This is a genomic window from Paraburkholderia phosphatilytica (genome assembly GCF_003443895.1).
In the GTDB taxonomy this organism is placed as follows: domain Bacteria; phylum Pseudomonadota; class Gammaproteobacteria; order Burkholderiales; family Burkholderiaceae; genus Paraburkholderia; species Paraburkholderia phosphatilytica.
This window is the reverse complement of record NZ_QQOA01000002.1, coordinates 277,869-292,414: the sequence shown is the minus strand read 5'-3', so window position 1 is coordinate 292,414 and position 14,546 is coordinate 277,869. Positions and strand designations below refer to the sequence as shown.

18 protein-coding genes and 1 tRNA gene are annotated in these 14,546 nt (G+C 63.0%); 7 read left to right on the top strand and 12 right to left on the bottom strand.

Going from position 1 to position 14,546, the window contains the following annotated elements; translation table 11 throughout:
- Nucleotides 1-74: 74 nt before the first annotated feature.
- The 3 genes from DVS29_RS03145 to DVS29_RS03135 form a co-directional block, all read right to left on the bottom strand.
- A complete protein-coding gene (locus tag DVS29_RS03145; RefSeq protein WP_118178979.1) occupies nt 75-905 on the bottom strand; it encodes an arginyltransferase in 831 nt (276 codons plus the stop codon).
- 96 nt (nt 906-1,001) lie between these two features.
- Nucleotides 1,002-1,775: a leucyl/phenylalanyl-tRNA--protein transferase gene (aat, locus tag DVS29_RS03140; protein WP_118178978.1), complete on the bottom strand. Its 774-nt coding sequence runs from the start codon at nt 1,773-1,775 to the stop codon at nt 1,002-1,004.
- Between the two features lie 122 nt (nt 1,776-1,897).
- The gene (locus DVS29_RS03135; RefSeq protein ID WP_118178977.1) at nt 1,898-2,443 is read right to left on the bottom strand and encodes an NUDIX hydrolase; all 546 of its coding nucleotides are present in this window, start codon (nt 2,441-2,443) and stop codon (nt 1,898-1,900) included.
- Nucleotides 2,444-2,702: 259 nt separating this feature from the next.
- Here DVS29_RS03135 and DVS29_RS36795 point away from each other — a divergent pair, with 259 nt between their 5' ends.
- Nucleotides 2,703-3,197, top strand: coding sequence for a hypothetical protein (locus DVS29_RS36795; RefSeq protein WP_124800589.1), 495 nt, complete (start codon nt 2,703-2,705; stop codon nt 3,195-3,197).
- A 63-nt stretch (nt 3,198-3,260) separates the two neighbouring features.
- Here the strand turns inward: DVS29_RS36795 and DVS29_RS03130 are convergent, their stop codons facing one another.
- The 5 genes from DVS29_RS03130 to DVS29_RS03110 form a co-directional block, all read right to left on the bottom strand.
- Nucleotides 3,261-3,734, bottom strand: coding sequence for a hypothetical protein (locus DVS29_RS03130; protein ID WP_124800588.1), 474 nt, complete (start codon nt 3,732-3,734; stop codon nt 3,261-3,263).
- A 521-nt stretch (nt 3,735-4,255) separates the two neighbouring features.
- The gene (locus DVS29_RS03125) at nt 4,256-4,585 is read right to left on the bottom strand and encodes a hypothetical protein (protein WP_118178975.1); all 330 of its coding nucleotides are present in this window, start codon (nt 4,583-4,585) and stop codon (nt 4,256-4,258) included.
- Between the two features lie 376 nt (nt 4,586-4,961).
- Entirely contained in the window at nt 4,962-5,579 is a 618-nt protein-coding gene (locus tag DVS29_RS03120; RefSeq protein WP_118178974.1) for a type VI secretion system amidase effector protein Tae4, read from the bottom strand.
- Entirely contained in the window at nt 5,569-6,093 is a 525-nt protein-coding gene (locus tag DVS29_RS03115) for a PAAR domain-containing protein (RefSeq protein ID WP_118178973.1), read from the bottom strand. Before DVS29_RS03115 ends, DVS29_RS03120 begins: the two co-directional genes overlap by 11 nt.
- A 615-nt stretch (nt 6,094-6,708) precedes the next feature.
- A tRNA-Met gene (locus DVS29_RS03110) sits at nt 6,709-6,785 on the bottom strand.
- Nucleotides 6,786-7,169: 384 nt separating this feature from the next.
- Here DVS29_RS03110 and DVS29_RS03105 point away from each other — a divergent pair.
- The gene (locus DVS29_RS03105; protein WP_118178972.1) at nt 7,170-7,667 is read left to right on the top strand and encodes a heme-degrading domain-containing protein; all 498 of its coding nucleotides are present in this window, start codon (nt 7,170-7,172) and stop codon (nt 7,665-7,667) included.
- A gap of 4 nt (nt 7,668-7,671) precedes the next feature.
- Nucleotides 7,672-8,010: a DMT family transporter gene (locus tag DVS29_RS03100; RefSeq protein ID WP_118178971.1), complete on the top strand. Its 339-nt coding sequence runs from the start codon at nt 7,672-7,674 to the stop codon at nt 8,008-8,010.
- A 49-nt stretch (nt 8,011-8,059) separates the two neighbouring features.
- Here the strand turns inward: DVS29_RS03100 and DVS29_RS03095 are convergent, their stop codons facing one another.
- A complete protein-coding gene (locus DVS29_RS03095; protein WP_118178970.1) occupies nt 8,060-8,443 on the bottom strand; it encodes a hypothetical protein in 384 nt (127 codons plus the stop codon).
- A 178-nt stretch (nt 8,444-8,621) separates the two neighbouring features.
- Nucleotides 8,622-8,819: a hypothetical protein gene (locus DVS29_RS03090; protein ID WP_118178969.1), complete on the bottom strand. Its 198-nt coding sequence runs from the start codon at nt 8,817-8,819 to the stop codon at nt 8,622-8,624.
- A 380-nt stretch (nt 8,820-9,199) separates the two neighbouring features.
- On the opposite strand from DVS29_RS03090, the gene DVS29_RS03085 reads away from it, so the two are divergent.
- On the top strand, nt 9,200-9,484 hold the full coding sequence (locus DVS29_RS03085) for a DUF1488 family protein (RefSeq protein ID WP_118179068.1): 285 nt from the start codon (nt 9,200-9,202) through the stop codon (nt 9,482-9,484).
- Between the two features lie 90 nt (nt 9,485-9,574).
- On the opposite strand, the gene DVS29_RS03080 is transcribed toward DVS29_RS03085, so the two are convergent.
- Nucleotides 9,575-10,549: an NAD-dependent epimerase/dehydratase family protein gene (locus DVS29_RS03080; RefSeq protein WP_118178968.1), complete on the bottom strand. Its 975-nt coding sequence runs from the start codon at nt 10,547-10,549 to the stop codon at nt 9,575-9,577.
- Nucleotides 10,550-10,689: 140 nt separating this feature from the next.
- On the opposite strand from DVS29_RS03080, the gene DVS29_RS03075 reads away from it, so the two are divergent.
- Together DVS29_RS03075 and DVS29_RS03070 are read left to right on the top strand one after the other, a co-directional pair.
- Nucleotides 10,690-11,406 carry a TetR/AcrR family transcriptional regulator gene (locus DVS29_RS03075; RefSeq protein WP_118178967.1) on the top strand — a complete coding sequence of 239 codons (717 nt, stop codon included), beginning with the start codon at nt 10,690-10,692 and terminating at the stop codon, nt 11,404-11,406.
- 67 nt (nt 11,407-11,473) lie between these two features.
- Nucleotides 11,474-12,604: an enoyl-CoA hydratase/isomerase family protein gene (locus DVS29_RS03070; RefSeq protein WP_118178966.1), complete on the top strand. Its 1,131-nt coding sequence runs from the start codon at nt 11,474-11,476 to the stop codon at nt 12,602-12,604.
- A 73-nt stretch (nt 12,605-12,677) separates the two neighbouring features.
- Here the strand turns inward: DVS29_RS03070 and DVS29_RS03065 are convergent, their stop codons facing one another.
- Complete coding sequence (locus DVS29_RS03065) at nt 12,678-13,103, bottom strand: hypothetical protein (protein ID WP_118178965.1); 426 nt, start codon at nt 13,101-13,103, stop codon at nt 12,678-12,680.
- Nucleotides 13,104-13,374: 271 nt separating this feature from the next.
- On the opposite strand from DVS29_RS03065, the gene ssuD reads away from it, so the two are divergent.
- On the top strand, nt 13,375-14,544 hold the full coding sequence (gene ssuD / locus DVS29_RS03060) for an FMNH2-dependent alkanesulfonate monooxygenase (RefSeq protein WP_118178964.1): 1,170 nt from the start codon (nt 13,375-13,377) through the stop codon (nt 14,542-14,544).
- The last annotated feature ends 2 nt before the right edge of the window (nt 14,545-14,546 follow it).

Genomic DNA, 14,546 nt, shown 5'->3' with positions numbered 1-14,546 from the left:
ATCTGGCTGGACGTGCGGTTTGCTGCGTGGTTCGCTGTGCGGTTTGCTGTGCGGTTCGCTTTGCAGCACCGTCGTCACAGGCGGGTCGGGCGGCGGCCCATTGCGGCGTCGACGGGCGGCGGTTCGGGCGCTTCGGGATCGAGCACCGCCCAGTTGCCGTCGAACAGCCCTTCCAGCGGCCGGAAATTCGCCTTGTACGCCATTTTCGGGCTCTCGCGGATCCAGTAGCCAAGGTACACGTAGGGCAGCTTCAGGCTGCGCGCCTGCTCGATCTGCCAGAGGATGTTGTAGGTACCGAAGCTCGCGTGCGCGTCGTCCGGATCGAAGAACGTGTACACGGACGAGAGGCCGTCGCCGAGGATGTCGATCATACTGATCATCCGCAGTGCGCCGCGCGCGGCGGGTTCGCCGTGCGGGCCGCCTTCGCGCGGCGGCTCGCGGAACTCGACGAGCCGCGAGTTGATGCGGCTCTGGAGCAGGAACTGTTCGTACTGGTCGCGGCTGTCGCGATCCATGCCGCCGCCCGCATGGCGCGCGGACTGGTAGCGCATGTAGAGCGCATAGTGCTCTTCGTCGTAGTGCAGCGGCGCGACGGTGGCGACGAGATCGCCGTGGCGCTTCCACACGCGGCGCTGTGTGCGGTTCGGCGTATAGCGTTCGACCGGCACGCGCACCGGCACGCACGCGCGGCAGCCGTCGCAATAGGGGCGGTACGTGAAGACGCCGGAGCGGCGAAAGCCTGCCTTGACGAGATCGGTGTAGACGTCGGAGTTGATCAGATGGCTGGGCGTGGCGACCTGCGAGCGCGCGATGCGGCCATCGAGATAGCTGCAGGGGTAGGGCGCTGTTGCATAGAATTGCAGCGCCGAAAGCGGTGAAAGCGGCAGCTCGTTGGGGTGAGTCACGTTAGCAGCTCTCGAAGCGTCCTGGGTTGCCGGTCCGGTTGCGCGCATCACGTCCGCTCAACTGGCCCGCTACGTAGGCCCGCTTTTAGTGCCCACTCAGCAGGCCTCGCGGATGGGCGGACCGGAACCGTCGTTCACGCCTCGCGTGACGATCTCGTGCAGCACGGTCTTGTCGAAGCGCCAGGGAATGGGCGAGGCATCGACCGACGCGCGCACATGCGCGATGAACGTCTTGCGTGCGATCTCGCGGCCGCCGAGCGACGCCAGATGCGACGTGTTCTGCTGGCAGTCTATCATTTCTATTTCGTGACGTCGCAAGTGGCAAACCAGCGCCGCGAGCGCGATCTTCGATGCATCGGTGGCATGCGCGAACATCGATTCGCCGAAGAACATCTTGCCGAGCGACACGCCATACAGGCCGCCCACGCGCGCGCCCTCGTGCCACGTTTCGATGCTGTGCGCATTGCCCGCACGGTGCAGCGACGAGTACGCCTCGATCACGTCGCCGGTGATCCACGTGCCGCGCTGGCCGCGCCGCGGCGTCTCGGCGCACGCGCGCATCACGGCGCCGAAGTTGTCGTCGACGCGGATTTCCCATGCGTCGTCGCGCAGCACGCGCTTCAGCGTTTTTCTCAGCGACGGCGACAGCCTGAACTCCGCGGGGCGCAGCACCATGCGCGGATCGGGGCTCCACCACAGCACCGGCTGGCCATCCGAATACCACGGGAAAATGCCGCGCTGGTAGGCGTCGACGAGGCGTGACGGCAGCAGGTCCGCGCTCGCGGCGAGCAGGCCCGGCGCGCCGCTCGTTGCGCCGAGCGCGCGCTCGACGGACGGAAACGGATCGTCGGGTCCGAGCCAGGGAACCATGCTGGGTGTCAGTCGATTTGATGCGGTGAAGAAGCTTGTGAAGCTTTGAAGCTTTGAAGCTTTGAAGCTTGAAAACCGGGCAATTTGAAAACCCGGTGGTGAACCTGGTAAAGACCGTGCGTTCAGCCGTCGCGCAGCGAACGGAGAATGTCGCCGGTGTGCAGCCCGTAATTGCCCGACTCGCGGTCGGCGAAGAAGAACCGCAGCGTCTGGCCGACGGTCGGAAACGCGATGTCGTCCCACGGAATTTCGTGTTCCTCGAAGAGCTTCACTTCGAGGCTTTCCTCGCCGGCTTCGACGTCGAGATCGAGCAGCCGCGCGAGATAGAACAGATGCACCTGGTGCACGTGCGGCACGTTCAGCAGCGAGAACAGGGTTTGCACCTCGACGCGCGCGCCGGCTTCCTCGAGCGTTTCGCGTGCCGCGGCTTCGGCGGTGGTCTCGCCCATTTCCATGAAGCCGGCCGGCAGCGTCCAGTAGCCGTAGCGCGGTTCGATCGCGCGGCGGCACAGCAGCACCTTGTCGTCCCACACGGGAACGGTGCCGACCACGTTGCGTGGATTCTGATAGTGCACGGTGCCGCACGACGCGCACACGAAGCGCTCGCGGTTGTCGCCGGGCGGAATGCTCAAGCTGACCGCGTTGCCGCAGACTGAACAGAATTTCATGGGAAGAGGGCGATGAACGGTGATGCGAGTGTATCACCGGGGGGCGGGTTGGCCGGGGTTTGGCGGTGGGGGCGGATACGGCCGGTTGGAATCGAGATGAATGGTAAATGTAATGTTATCCTCGTGAGGGCCGGATGAGAATCGCGCGAGCGCCTACCGCTCCGGTGAAGCTCGCAAACGCAGGATTCCCGTTCCTGTGCGTTTGCGTCTGCACCTTGGACATATTGCCGTCCGCTCATATTCGAGACCGCGAGCTACGATGCAACCCGTGAAGCAACGAACAGGGCGCCACGTCAAACGTCTCATCTTCGTCTTGAGTCATGATGCGGGCGTCATCTATCGATCTGCGATAGTGATGGTCCTCTGGACATTCCAACCTGCATACGCGGGCGATACCATTAACGCTTCGAATTGCATGGGGCATCTTGGTGGTGGCGGGCTAGCGGATTTCGATTGCTATGAGGCGAATTCAAAGCGCCTTGAAACAGACAGTCGGAAAACGGCAAACGCGATCAAGCAAGCGCGCGGTTTGAGCGATGCAAACAAGGCTGAACTTGACCGATATATGCGAAGGCAGGACGACGTCGTTGCATCCTGCGACATGGCCGTCGAATTTTCGTATGCGTGGAAGATTGATGTCCCACCTAAAACGCATCGAAATCGTTACGACGTGGTGACAACACGTTGCCACTATTCGATCCGCAAGCAGCAGAGCGAGTTTTTGCACGATCTCTATTCCATCAATACGGGTTGATTGAACGCGAGGGCGGGTCGCGTGCAGTCTTCCCGCCCGGTCTAGCAATTCGTCTCGGTGTTTCTATGCAGATTTGTTGCATGCCGCGCGCGCCCGCGTGCATCGCTTCTCCAGTTGCATGATGTCGTACTCGATTTCGACTTCTGCGTGCTTCGCCACGGTGCCGAGAGCGGCGATGACCGCATCCCGCACGGGGGGTGGCTGATCGCTCCGTGCCACCGCACTGGCGAGCACCCGGATTTGCATCAGTCGTGCGATCAGCCGCGCGCCGACTTCGGTAACGTGCTGGCTTGCTGCTTCGATGGCCGCGAGGCGTTGTGCGTTCAGGTCGTGAACTTGGGCAGCGGTTTGATTCCTCATGATCTGGGTGAACCTCCGTCCACGATGGATTGCGATCGTCGGATCGCGACTACGGCGAGCGATGATCAGTGTGTGGATGTCGTCTTTTTCGTTGCGCATGCGATTGGTGATTCGGCAAAGCTCTGCATTCCGTGATTCCAGCGAAAAAATTCGCCGTTGTCCTAACTTTGTTGTCATGTCTACGATCCGTTGATGCCGGTCTATCTGGGTTGGAGTGCAGCCCGCAGCACTGGACACAACGAGGGTGAGCGGGCACGAAGCGGGGTTGACAGACCGGTGCCACACCAAAACCGGTAGGCCCGAAGGCCTCCCCGCCAAGGGCCGCCCATTGTGGAATCAACAGACGCGCAAAGGCAGCGGCACGCTCATGCGAACGTGCGGGGTGTAGGGCTCCAGGCTGTCAAACCTGACTACCGTTGCGGCGGCAGCGATCAGAGTATATTCCGGCCGATACGCGCAACTGGACCCGCGAATGCGTTTCCGGAATTTTCGCATGCTGCATTCGGAACGCCTGATGCGGGAGGCATGAGGTGTGAGGCGCACGCGTTAGTTAGAAAGGTCGTCCACGCGCCTACTCATACTGCTTCGGTATATCGCCGGCCGCACGATAGTTCGTCGACTCCATCGCGACGTGCTTCACTTGATTTTCAAGGCTGGAATGAAGAAGCCCCGCGATTGCGGGGCTTCGTGCTGCAAGGTCAAGGCCATACAGCGACGTAGCAGACCGGATTGAAGCAGACCGTACCTAAAGCAAGTCGTAACGCCGTCCACGCTCGCGACGAGGTGCTGTTAGCTTGCCTGAATCCTGCAATCGCCCATGTCGCGCTCGGGGCAACGAGGAACGCGACGATGAAGGCATAGCCGAATGCCGACACGTTGCAATGCTCAATGTCCCAGCAATCATGCCAGTGCGTGCTGAACTGTGACCATGATCGCCACTGCGAAAATCGACTAATCCATACCGCCGATTGCCAAGACAAAACGACACCGATGCACAGGTAAGCGATGGACCACGCGATGTGCTTCATGTGATTTCCCAAGCTTGAATGAAGAAGCCCCGCATCTGCGGGGCTTGGGGTGCTGGCTAGCGAATGAAGAACGCACTACCAAAGTAAAGGGCGACAACCAGGCCAGTCATGGATGCCGCGTAGCAGGTCCAATGTTTCAGGCTCCATCGGTGCCATGCATACGCGTTAAGTGCCGCGCTCACCGTCGCTGGGCCGAGAATGAACGCGAAAACTATCGGCCAGTTATACCAGGGAAATGGGCAATGACCTAACTCAGTGCACCCGTGGGTGATCCGATGTGGATCGCGAAACCAATCCAGGCGGCTTAGTTCCACCAGACATGACCAGGTAATGAACAGTCCGTAGAGGAATCCACCCATGCCGACGGCGAAGCGCTTCACTTGATTTCCCAGAACAGAATCGACTTTGACCTGCGCAGATCGGAGTAGCCAACGTTTGTGCGCGGAACGTGAGCGCTCTGCAAGCCAATGCCACGCCCGATGACATCTAGAAGTCCTTGAGCGCTTGAAATCGTGAGGCGGCTTCCGTTCCATAGATCAATATGCCCGCCGCTGGCGTTCGCTGCGCTCTCGCCGTCGCGCGTCCAGTAGCGCGAGAACTCGATGATGCCTGTGCGGCCTTTGACCTTCGTTTGCCAGTCCACTCCTGTAACGTTCTCAGGCTTGGGCAAACCTGCGAACGGTTGCAACTTGAGCCATTGCGCCATTTCATCGGCACGCGTCGCCGTTGGTTTTCCGTCCAGCAGGATTCGCCCGATCTTGTCACCGTTCATTGGGCGAATCAGGTTCACCGAGAAAGACTTCATTTCGATCCCGACTCGACGAAGCGTCACGCTCATGCGAATCGCACATTGATTCGGGTAGGCCGGGTTGTTGTAGGGATTGCCGCTCGGATAGTTGTCCCACAGCTCGGCGAACGTCACGGCCTTGAGCGGCACTTCCTTGATCGAGCCTGGCGTGTTGTTCGTGCGTACAACGGTCTTCCTATTCGGCATGAGTCCACCCTTCATGGCTCAAGGCTTCCTCGCCCCAATGAATCGAGTACGCGTCTTCGTCGTCGGTGTAGACGCGAGGTAGGTGGCCGCTGCTATCTACTCGGCCGCAAGCGGTTCTTCCGTCCGTCATTTCGATCAGGTACGGGTAGCCGAACGCGGAAGCATGGGGGACGCTTACCACGACCTGCTGGTCGTAGGTCGCGCTTGATTCATCAACTGAATACGAGTCGAGGGTCGAGTCGTCTGCTTCGTCGATGTAGGCGACACTGCATCCGTAGCACGCCATGACGCGCGGACGGTGCTCGCAGTTGCAGAGGACGACATCGCCGTCGACTGCTTCGAATGCCCCTAACCGTTCGTCGTAGCCTCTGAGCGAATCCGGAATGCCTGCCCGAGCGATGATTGCTCCGGCCGACTGGCAGACGCCGCACCATGCTTTGTGGCCCAGATAAGCTCGTTGTCGTGGGCGACCTTCGTCGTAGTCGATGAGCGAAAATTCCGAGCCGGTCAGCACTTTACCGCCGTGCCCGTTGTCGAGCGGATCGCCCTCGACGATTGCGTAGTAGATCGTAATTGGGCTGATTTCTCCACGACGTTCGTGCGCGATGACTCGCTCGTATCACGAGTATTCAGGCAGTCCGACAGCCCGCAATCGTCAACGCGCCCGGTACGTGCGCCGCACATCGCGGACGCGCGCATCGTGTTTCTACCTTCCTGCTTGTCCCTCATCTCCATGCCTCCACGAACAAACCAAAACGACCGGCCGAACCGCGGCCGGCGACAAGTCGGGCTGTGCTCCAGCCCTAATTGACGATGCTTGCGTGGTGCTGGTGCTGTGCGCTATCGGACCAGTCTGAAAAGCTGGCGATTGCGCGTACGGGCGATAGGGGAGGCGTGGAGGAGTGTTGAGCGGGGTGAGGACGACCCTGGCTGGATCGGAGGAACGGCGCGTGTGGTTTTGTTTTGCTGGCGCGATCACTCACGCGCGGGGCGTGCGTCGCAGGCGAAGAAGGAAGGCGTGGCCGCACCGAATCGCAGGCGCGATCCGCGCGCGATGGATGCGATTCGCGCGAAAAACAAAAAACCCGCACGGAGGCGGGTTCATTGGTTCGACGGTGCTTTCAGGCTTTGGTTGCGGGGGTAGGATTTGAACCTACGACCTTCGGGTTATGAGCCCGACGAGCTGCCAGACTGCTCCACCCCGCGTCCGTCGAAGAAAAGATTATAGGATAAACACGGATGCGGTGCAACACTTTTCAATCGCTGCTTCATTTTTGCGTTCCGGGCCCGTCGAAGGCTGCCGTGTTCGCTACCTGCTTTCGTGATCCGTCGCGACGTCGCGTGCCTTCTGATCGCGTGTTCGCATCACACGCACGCGAGCACGTACGCATCTCATGCACGCCCCGGCACGTCGCGCGCGCACAAGTTGCAGTCGGGTGCGTAGCGGTGACATGAACTCGCTGCGCTAGAATCGTAAGCTCGTTCGCGTGGTTCATGCATTGCAGTGCAGGCGTCGATGCGATGTGACGATGCAATCCACTGCATGACCCGCGCGTTATCGTGCCACTTCCGTTTTCTCGTTCGCCGCTCATGGATATCGCTCACGATCTACAGTCGATCCTCGCCCAGGAAAAGGCGCTGGTGTTTCCGCGCTTCGACGCGAACCGCGCATGGCAGCTCGGCGCGTGGCTGCATGAAATCGCGACCGCGCGCAATCTCGCGCTCGCGATCGACATCCGCACGTTCGGGCAGCCGCTCTTCTTCGCGCTGCTCGATGGCGCGACGCCCGACAACGTCGACTGGGTGCGCCGCAAGAGCAACACCGTCGCGCACTTTCGCCGCAGCTCGTATTCGATCGGCCTGCGGATGCAGCAGGCCGGCACGACGCTCGCTGACAAGAACGGCCTCGCGGTGGCCGAGTACGCTTCGCATGGCGGTGGTTTTCCGCTGACGGTGGAAGGTGCGGGTGTGATCGGCTCGATCACTGTGTCCGGTCTGCCGCAGCGCGCGGATCATGAACTCGTGGTCGAGGCGCTGTGCGCGCAGCTCGATCTCGACTACGGCAAGCTCGCGCTTGCAAAGGCCTGAGCCTATGCGTGTACCTGCCTATGTGTGGCTCGCGGTCGCGATCGTCGCGGAAGTCATTGCGACATCGGCGCTGAAAGCCTCGGAGGGTTTTTCCCGCGTGGTGCCCGCGGTCGTGGTGGTGGCGGGCTACGGGATCGCGTTCTACTGCCTGTCGCTCACGCTGAAGAGCATCCCGGTCGGCATTGTGTACGCGATCTGGTCCGGCGCGGGCATCGTGCTGATCACGCTCGTCGCGATCGCGCTGTACCGGCAGGTGCCGGATCTGCCCGCGCTCTGCGGGCTCGGGCTGATCGTGTCCGGTGTCGTGGTGCTCAACCTGTTCTCGAAGATGCAGGCGCACTGAGGCGCGGCGCGTTGCGACGCGCTTGTAGCGCGCAGCGCACGCCACGCCGTTACTTGCAGCGCACGATCATCGAGCGGTTCTTCACGTTCGCCGAGACAACGTTCGTCACGCTGCCGCCTGCGGCGCCGCCTTCGTCGTTGTCTTTCGACACGATGTCGTAACCGCTCGGGCCGCATGCCTTGCCAGCCTGCACGTAGCACGACGCCCAGCTCGAGCTCGCGTCGGCGCCGCTGCAGTTGAGCGCGAAGCCGGTCTGGCCATTCGGCAGATTGATCAGTTGCGTGGTGTTCGACGACGCGCATGCGCCGAGCGTGAGACTGAGCGCGACGGCGCCGGGCACCGCGAGCACACGCGCCGATGCGGCGAGCACACGCAGCGCGGTCTGGCTGACGGGAAAACCGGATGCGCGAAAGCGCGAGGCGGGGTACTTCATCGAAACTCCTGTCGAAGGTGGCCGGGCCATGCGGCGCGCGAGCCCGCACAAGGCTCATGTCGCGCCGTTACCCGAGATGATGCCGGTAAATATGAGGCAAAGCCGGCCGCGATAATGATGATGCGCACTGCGGATGACACACACCGTGCGCACGATCGCTGTGCAATGCGCGATGAAACTAGCGCGCGGCGGGATCGATATGGATGCCCGCATCGCCGACCGTGCGGCGGCTCGTATCGCCTTCCGCGGTTGCAGCGTCTTCCCAGATGCTGATGGCTTTCGAGATATCGATCTCGTGCTTTTCGGCGTAGCTGAACCAGCACTCCGCTGCACGCGGCTCCGGCACTTCAGTGCCGCGCATGAAATATTTTCCCATATTGCCGTCCCGCCTCCCGCAAAAGTCCGCAGACGCCCGTAGCAAGCCACATACCGGCGGCCAGCCGTTGGCGAGCCCGTTCGACATGCGGCCTGCATGAAAGTGCCGCTCATCGTTGCATGTCAGTGAAATGCAAGGACGGTGGCACATGCAGAACGGCGACTCTTTCGCCATGCTGCACGGAACTTCATGCGCTCGACGGTGCCAGAGTACGGGCTCACGCATTCGAGCCCATTGCCGATGAAGGCGAGTAGCATAGGCGGTCTGCAATGAACGGCCGCTGTCGGTGCGTCGCGTGGGCTTGACGCATGCTCGATGAACGACAGTGCATGGGCCGCTCACCGGTGCCCCATGCTTTCCGCTTTTCCGATGAGGCGATCATGCAAATTCGTTTTCCCGCGGATACGCCCCTGTACCGCGATTCCAATCTGACCGTGGTGTTCGCCGCGCTCGTGGATGGCGAGCCGGTGCCCTGCGCGATTTCCGTCGAAGCGCTCGAGGATCACTTCGGTGCGAGCCCCGAAGGCCGCGAAGCATGGATGCGCGCGTTCAACGCAGGACGCGACCGCATCGAAGCCGTGGCGCGCGAACATCTGCGCATCAGCAACGGCACGCCCGTGCTGCTGAAAAGCGGCCACTTCCCGCCGGGAAGCATGGTGAGCTGAGTGTTCAAAGCAATGCTTAGTGCAGTGCATAGAGCAGTGAACGGCTGAATGCGCAACTGAACGCGCCGCGTTCAATCTGCCCGCCAGCGTTCACGCATGCGCCTCGTGCAGCACCGCCTGCCGCGCTGCGTCCAGCGACCGGCGAATCCCTTCTTCGTATGACGTCTTCCTGATCGGCCCGATCAACGCCTGAAGCGCCGAATCGTCCAGCACGACGGGCTCGGTCTGCAGGTAGTGCATCTCCACCAGTTCCCGCAGCATCGGATCGAAGAGACCCGTCACGCGTAGCGCGGTCTTGCCGAGCACCATCATTTTTGGCGTGCGGCCGGCGAGTTCGTACGCCTGCCGCGCGACCTCGCGTTGCGTGATCGTGCCCGTTCCCGCGATGTGCAGCACACGCCCGAATGCCTCCGGCGTGCGCGTGAGCGTCTCGATCACCGGGCCGACGTCGGGGATGAACAGATATTCATGCGGTACGTCGATGGGGCCGATCATCATCGCGCGCTTGCCGCGCGCCGCGCTTTCGAAAATGCCATTGAGAAAGCTGCGCTCGATGCCGGGACCGTAGAAGTCGGGCAGGCGCAGCACGAGCGTCGACAGGCCGCTCTTGCCGTGCGCTTCGAGCACGAGATTTTCCTGTTCGAGCCGCATGCGCCCCTTGAACGTGTGCGGTTCGCGCGGATGCGCTTCGGTGACAGGCTGCATGCGCGGCCGTCCGTACGGATACACGGTGCCGACGAGAATCAGCTGTTTGACGCCGGCCGCCTTCAAACCCTCCAGCGTCTTGCGCATCAACTGCGGATGCAGCTCGAACTGGTGATAGGGCACGCCGACCAGGTAGATGGCGGTACAAAGCCCCCGCGCGGCCGCGGCGATCGACGCCGGATCGTCCGGGTTCCATGTTTCGATTGCCGCGCGCGGGTCGTGGCCGAACGCCGCTTCGAGCGGCGCCCGTGAGCGGCCGATCACCCGATAGTCGCGGTCCGCCGCACGCAGCGCGGCGGCAATGCTTTGTCCCACGGCGCCCGCGGCGCCGAACAGTCCGATCGTTCCAGTCTGGTTCATACGAATTCCTTGGCTAGTGAAAGGGTTCTGCAGGGCTTTGAACACCATGTTCAAACCACTGAACATTTACTGAACGATGTTCAGTGAACGGTGTTCAGTTTAATTTGACTTTTCAGTTTGTCAACCCGAAAATGCAAGCCATGGGAATCGCTGAGAGAAAGAACCGGGAAAAGCAGGCGTTGCGCGAACGCATCCTCGATGCCGCGCGGCGCATCGTCGTGCGCGAGGGCTTCGGCGCGCTGTCGATGCGCAAGATCGCCGATGCCATCGAGTATTCGCCGGCCACGCTATACCTGCACTTCGAGAGTCGCGACGAGATCGCCCGCACGCTGTGCGTCGAGGGCTATTCGCAACTGCTCGCCACCTTGATGCCGGTCGCATCGATCGCCGATCCAGCCGAGCGGCTGAGGGCGCTTGGGCGCGGATACGTCGCGTTTGGCGTCGCGCATCCGGAAACCTACCGGCTGATGTTCATGGAAGATCCGAGCTACACCGAATCGGCACTGACCGATGCGGCGGCATCGGACGAGTCCGGCGAAGCGGCGATGCGGCTGATGACCGATGCACTCGATGCACTGAAAGCGCAGCAGCGTCTGCCCGCCACGCTGGATAGTGCAGTTGGCGCGGAGGCGTTCTGGGCGACGATTCATGGCATCGTCGCGCTGAAGCTCACGTGCCCCGTGTTTCCGCGCGCGCCGCTCGAAACGCTCGTCGAAGCGGCGCTCGACGCATGGCTACCGCGCGTCGCGATGCCGGCCGCGCTGGCGGCGCAGGGCGCGGCGGAAGCGGTGGCCGCGGCGGCGGCCGGGACTGCTTCGCAGAAGCGCTCGCGGAGCCCGCGCGGCGCAGGCACTTGAGTGCAGTGGAGTGCACACGCGTGGTACCGTCTGGTTCCGACCAAACTTCCCACCAACGCTTCCCGCCATGTCCACGCCTGAAACCCCCGCCGTCAGCGACGACATCAACGCCTACGTCGCGAACCGGATCGGCTTCATCGAACTGGAGCGCCCGAAGGCGCTGAACGCGCTATCGACGTCGATGATCCGCGCGATGCATGCCGCGCTCGAGCGCTGGCGCGAGGACCCGGACGTGCTCGCCGTGGTCGTGCGCAGCCCGCATGCGCGGGCGTTCTGCGCGGGCGGCGACGTGCGCTTCCTGTACGAGTCCTGGCAGAGTGGCGACAAGGCGGCGATCGATACCTTCTTCATCGACGAGTACCGCCTCGATCACGCGATCTTCACGTATCCGAAGCCGTATATCGCGCTCACGCATGGCGTTGTGATGGGCGGCGGCATGGGCATTTCGCAGGGCGCGCATCGCACGGGCGGCGTGCGGATCGTCACTGGTTCGACGCGCATGGCGATGCCGGAAACACGCATCGGGCTCTTTCCGGACGTGGGCGTGAGCTGGTTTCTCGCCCGCACGCCGGGCGCGATCGGCCGCTATCTCGCCGTCACAGGCACCACGCTGCATGCCGCCGACGCGCTCTACGCGGGCCTCGCGGATGCGTATCTCGACGACGATGCCGTACCGTCGCTGCTCGCCACGCTGCGCTCGGAAGTGTTCGAGCTGGGCGCCGACGTCGTGAACTGTGTGCTGCGCGAATGCGACGCGCACAGCGAAAGCCCGGCGCCGGAAAAGTCGACGCTCGCTGCATCGCGCGAACGCATCGACCGGCATTTTGCGAAGCGGGATGTCGGGCAGATCCTGGCGTCGCTCGAAGCGGAGACGGACGGCGAAGACCGCGAGTGGGCCGAGCAGGCGATCGGGCTCCTGCGCGAGCGTTCGCCGCTTTCGATGGCGGTCTCGCTCGAAGTGGTGACGCGCGCGGAAGGGACGATGTCGGATTGCCTGCGGCGCGACCTGGATCTCACGCGTTCATCGTTCGGTCAGGGCGACGTGTTGGAAGGCGTGCGCGCGGCGCTCGTCGACAAGGACAACCGGCCGCGCTGGCGGACCGCACGGATCGAAGACGTGACGCCGGAGATGGTGGCGCGGATGTTCGAGAGCCCGTGGTCCGCGGTCGAGCATCCGCTCAGCGATCTGATCGGCTGAGGCTCAACTCGGCACGAAACGGCGTCGGCGCGCCAATACCCGCGAGCGCTAGCCCGAGCGTGAGCGAGCCAACTCAGCGCTCGTCCTCGTAACGCATGAACGCGCGCATGAACACCAGCGCGCCCCATCCCCACACCGCATTCGCCGCGAAGCCGACCGCGAGCCGCGGCGCCATGTTGCCGGTCGGCCAGATGCCGCGCAGCGGATCGACGACGAAGGTGCTCGCCGCCGTCAGCACGATGCCGCCGAACACGAACGCCTGCACCCACGGCGCCGGACGCTCCGGCGACACTCTCAACAGCCACGCCATCGCGATCGCCCACACGGCGCTCCAGATCGCGTTCGCGATGAACTCCGGCATGCCGAGCGGCATGAACGGCGCGGTGGAGAAACCGGTGGGATCGATGAGACCCGCGGCGTGCATCAGCGCGAGCGTCGATTCGTGGAAGAACAGCGAAGCGAGAAAACCAGATACGAACGGCAGGATGATCTTTTGCATGCATGGACCGCCAGAAGCACGGGCAGTGCTGCGGATGCGCCCGGGCCGGGTTATCGGAATCGCGCCATTATATCGGGCTCGCCGGCCGGGAGGCCGTACTGGTGCGGGTTCCGGCGGCCGTCCACCTTCACGAGCGCGAACGTATGCTGCAGCGTCGGGTAAAGCACGAAAGTGGAAAACCTAAGCTGAATTAAATCGTTCGCATCCGCAGAGCCCATCCCTAGACTGTTTTCCTCTCAATCGCCCTCGAAGAGGCAAGCAGGAGCAGCCTATGAATGTGTTCTGGTTCATCCCGACCCACGGCGACAGCCGCTATCTGGGCACCTCGGAAGGTGCGCGTGCAGCGGATCTCGCGTACTTCCAGCAGATCGCCGTCGCCGCCGATACGCTCGGCTACGAGGGCGTGCTGCTGCCGACGGGCCGGTCGTGCGAGGACGCGTGGGTGGTCGCATCGAGCCTGATCCCAGTCACGCAGCGGCTGAAGTTTCTCGTCGCGATCCGGCCGGGGCTGTCGTCGCCGGGACTGGCTGCGCGCATGGCGTCGACCTTCGACCGTCTGTCGGGCGGACGCCTGCTGATCAACGTGGTGACGGGCGGCGATTCCGCGGAGCTGGAAGGCGACGGCGTGTTCGTCGATCACGACACGCGCTACGAAATCACCGACGAGTTCCTGCACATCTGGCGCGAACTGCTGAGCGCCGCGCATTCGAACGACGCGGTCAATTTCGAGGGCAAGCATCTGCAGTCGAAGGGCGGCAAGCTGCTGTATCCGCCGGTGCAGGAGCCACATCCGCCGCTGTGGTTCGGCGGCTCGTCGCCGGCGGCGCACAACATCGCCGCGACGCATATCGATACGTATCTGACGTGGGGCGAGCCGCCCGAAGCGGTCGCGAAGAAGCTCGGCGACATCCGCAAACGCGCGGAAGACGCGGGCCGCAAGATCCGTTTCGGCATTCGCCTGCATGTAATCGTACGCGAGACCGAAGACGAAGCGTGGGCCGCCGCGGACAGGCTGATCAGCCGCCTCGACGACGAAACCGTGGCGCGCGCGCAGGCGTCGTTCGCGAAGATGGATTCGGAAGGGCAACGCCGGATGGCCGCGTTACACGGCGGCAAGCGCGGCGGACGCGAAACGCTCGAGATCTATCCGAACCTGTGGGCCGGCGTCGGCCTCGTGCGCGGCGGGGCAGGGACCGCACTCGTCGGGAATCCTGAACAAGTGGCCGCGCGCATGAAGGAGTATGCGGAGCTCGGCATCGAGACGTTCATTCTGTCGGGCTATCCGCACCTCGAGGAATCGTACCGCTTTGCCGAACTGGTGTTTCCGCTGCTGCCGAAGACGCACGGCGCGCGCACGCCGCGTGGCGCGAGCGGGCCGCTGTCGGGTCCGTTCGGCGAGATCGTCGGCAACAACTATCTGCCGAAGGTGAGCGCGAGCTGAGG

Coding starts and splice junctions, on each gene's coding strand:
- DVS29_RS03080 (WP_118178968.1), bottom strand. CDS start 10,549: ATGAACCAGACTGGAACGATCGGACTGTTCGGCGCCGCGGGCGCCGTG.
- DVS29_RS03100 (WP_118178971.1), top strand. CDS start 7,672: ATGCGTGTACCTGCCTATGTGTGGCTCGCGGTCGCGATCGTCGCGGAA.
- ssuD (WP_118178964.1), top strand. CDS start 13,375: ATGAATGTGTTCTGGTTCATCCCGACCCACGGCGACAGCCGCTATCTG.
- DVS29_RS03070 (WP_118178966.1), top strand. CDS start 11,474: ATGTCCACGCCTGAAACCCCCGCCGTCAGCGACGACATCAACGCCTAC.
- DVS29_RS36795 (WP_124800589.1), top strand. CDS start 2,703: ATGCAACCCGTGAAGCAACGAACAGGGCGCCACGTCAAACGTCTCATC.
- DVS29_RS03085 (WP_118179068.1), top strand. CDS start 9,200: ATGCAAATTCGTTTTCCCGCGGATACGCCCCTGTACCGCGATTCCAAT.
- DVS29_RS03120 (WP_118178974.1), bottom strand. CDS start 5,579: ATGCCGAATAGGAAGACCGTTGTACGCACGAACAACACGCCAGGCTCG.
- DVS29_RS03095 (WP_118178970.1), bottom strand. CDS start 8,443: ATGAAGTACCCCGCCTCGCGCTTTCGCGCATCCGGTTTTCCCGTCAGC.
- DVS29_RS03065 (WP_118178965.1), bottom strand. CDS start 13,103: ATGCAAAAGATCATCCTGCCGTTCGTATCTGGTTTTCTCGCTTCGCTG.
- DVS29_RS03135 (WP_118178977.1), bottom strand. CDS start 2,443: ATGAAATTCTGTTCAGTCTGCGGCAACGCGGTCAGCTTGAGCATTCCG.
- aat (WP_118178978.1), bottom strand. CDS start 1,775: ATGGTTCCCTGGCTCGGACCCGACGATCCGTTTCCGTCCGTCGAGCGC.
- DVS29_RS03125 (WP_118178975.1), bottom strand. CDS start 4,585: ATGAAGCACATCGCGTGGTCCATCGCTTACCTGTGCATCGGTGTCGTT.
- DVS29_RS03105 (WP_118178972.1), top strand. CDS start 7,170: ATGGATATCGCTCACGATCTACAGTCGATCCTCGCCCAGGAAAAGGCG.
- DVS29_RS03075 (WP_118178967.1), top strand. CDS start 10,690: ATGGGAATCGCTGAGAGAAAGAACCGGGAAAAGCAGGCGTTGCGCGAA.
- DVS29_RS03130 (WP_124800588.1), bottom strand. CDS start 3,734: ATGACAACAAAGTTAGGACAACGGCGAATTTTTTCGCTGGAATCACGG.
- DVS29_RS03090 (WP_118178969.1), bottom strand. CDS start 8,819: ATGGGAAAATATTTCATGCGCGGCACTGAAGTGCCGGAGCCGCGTGCA.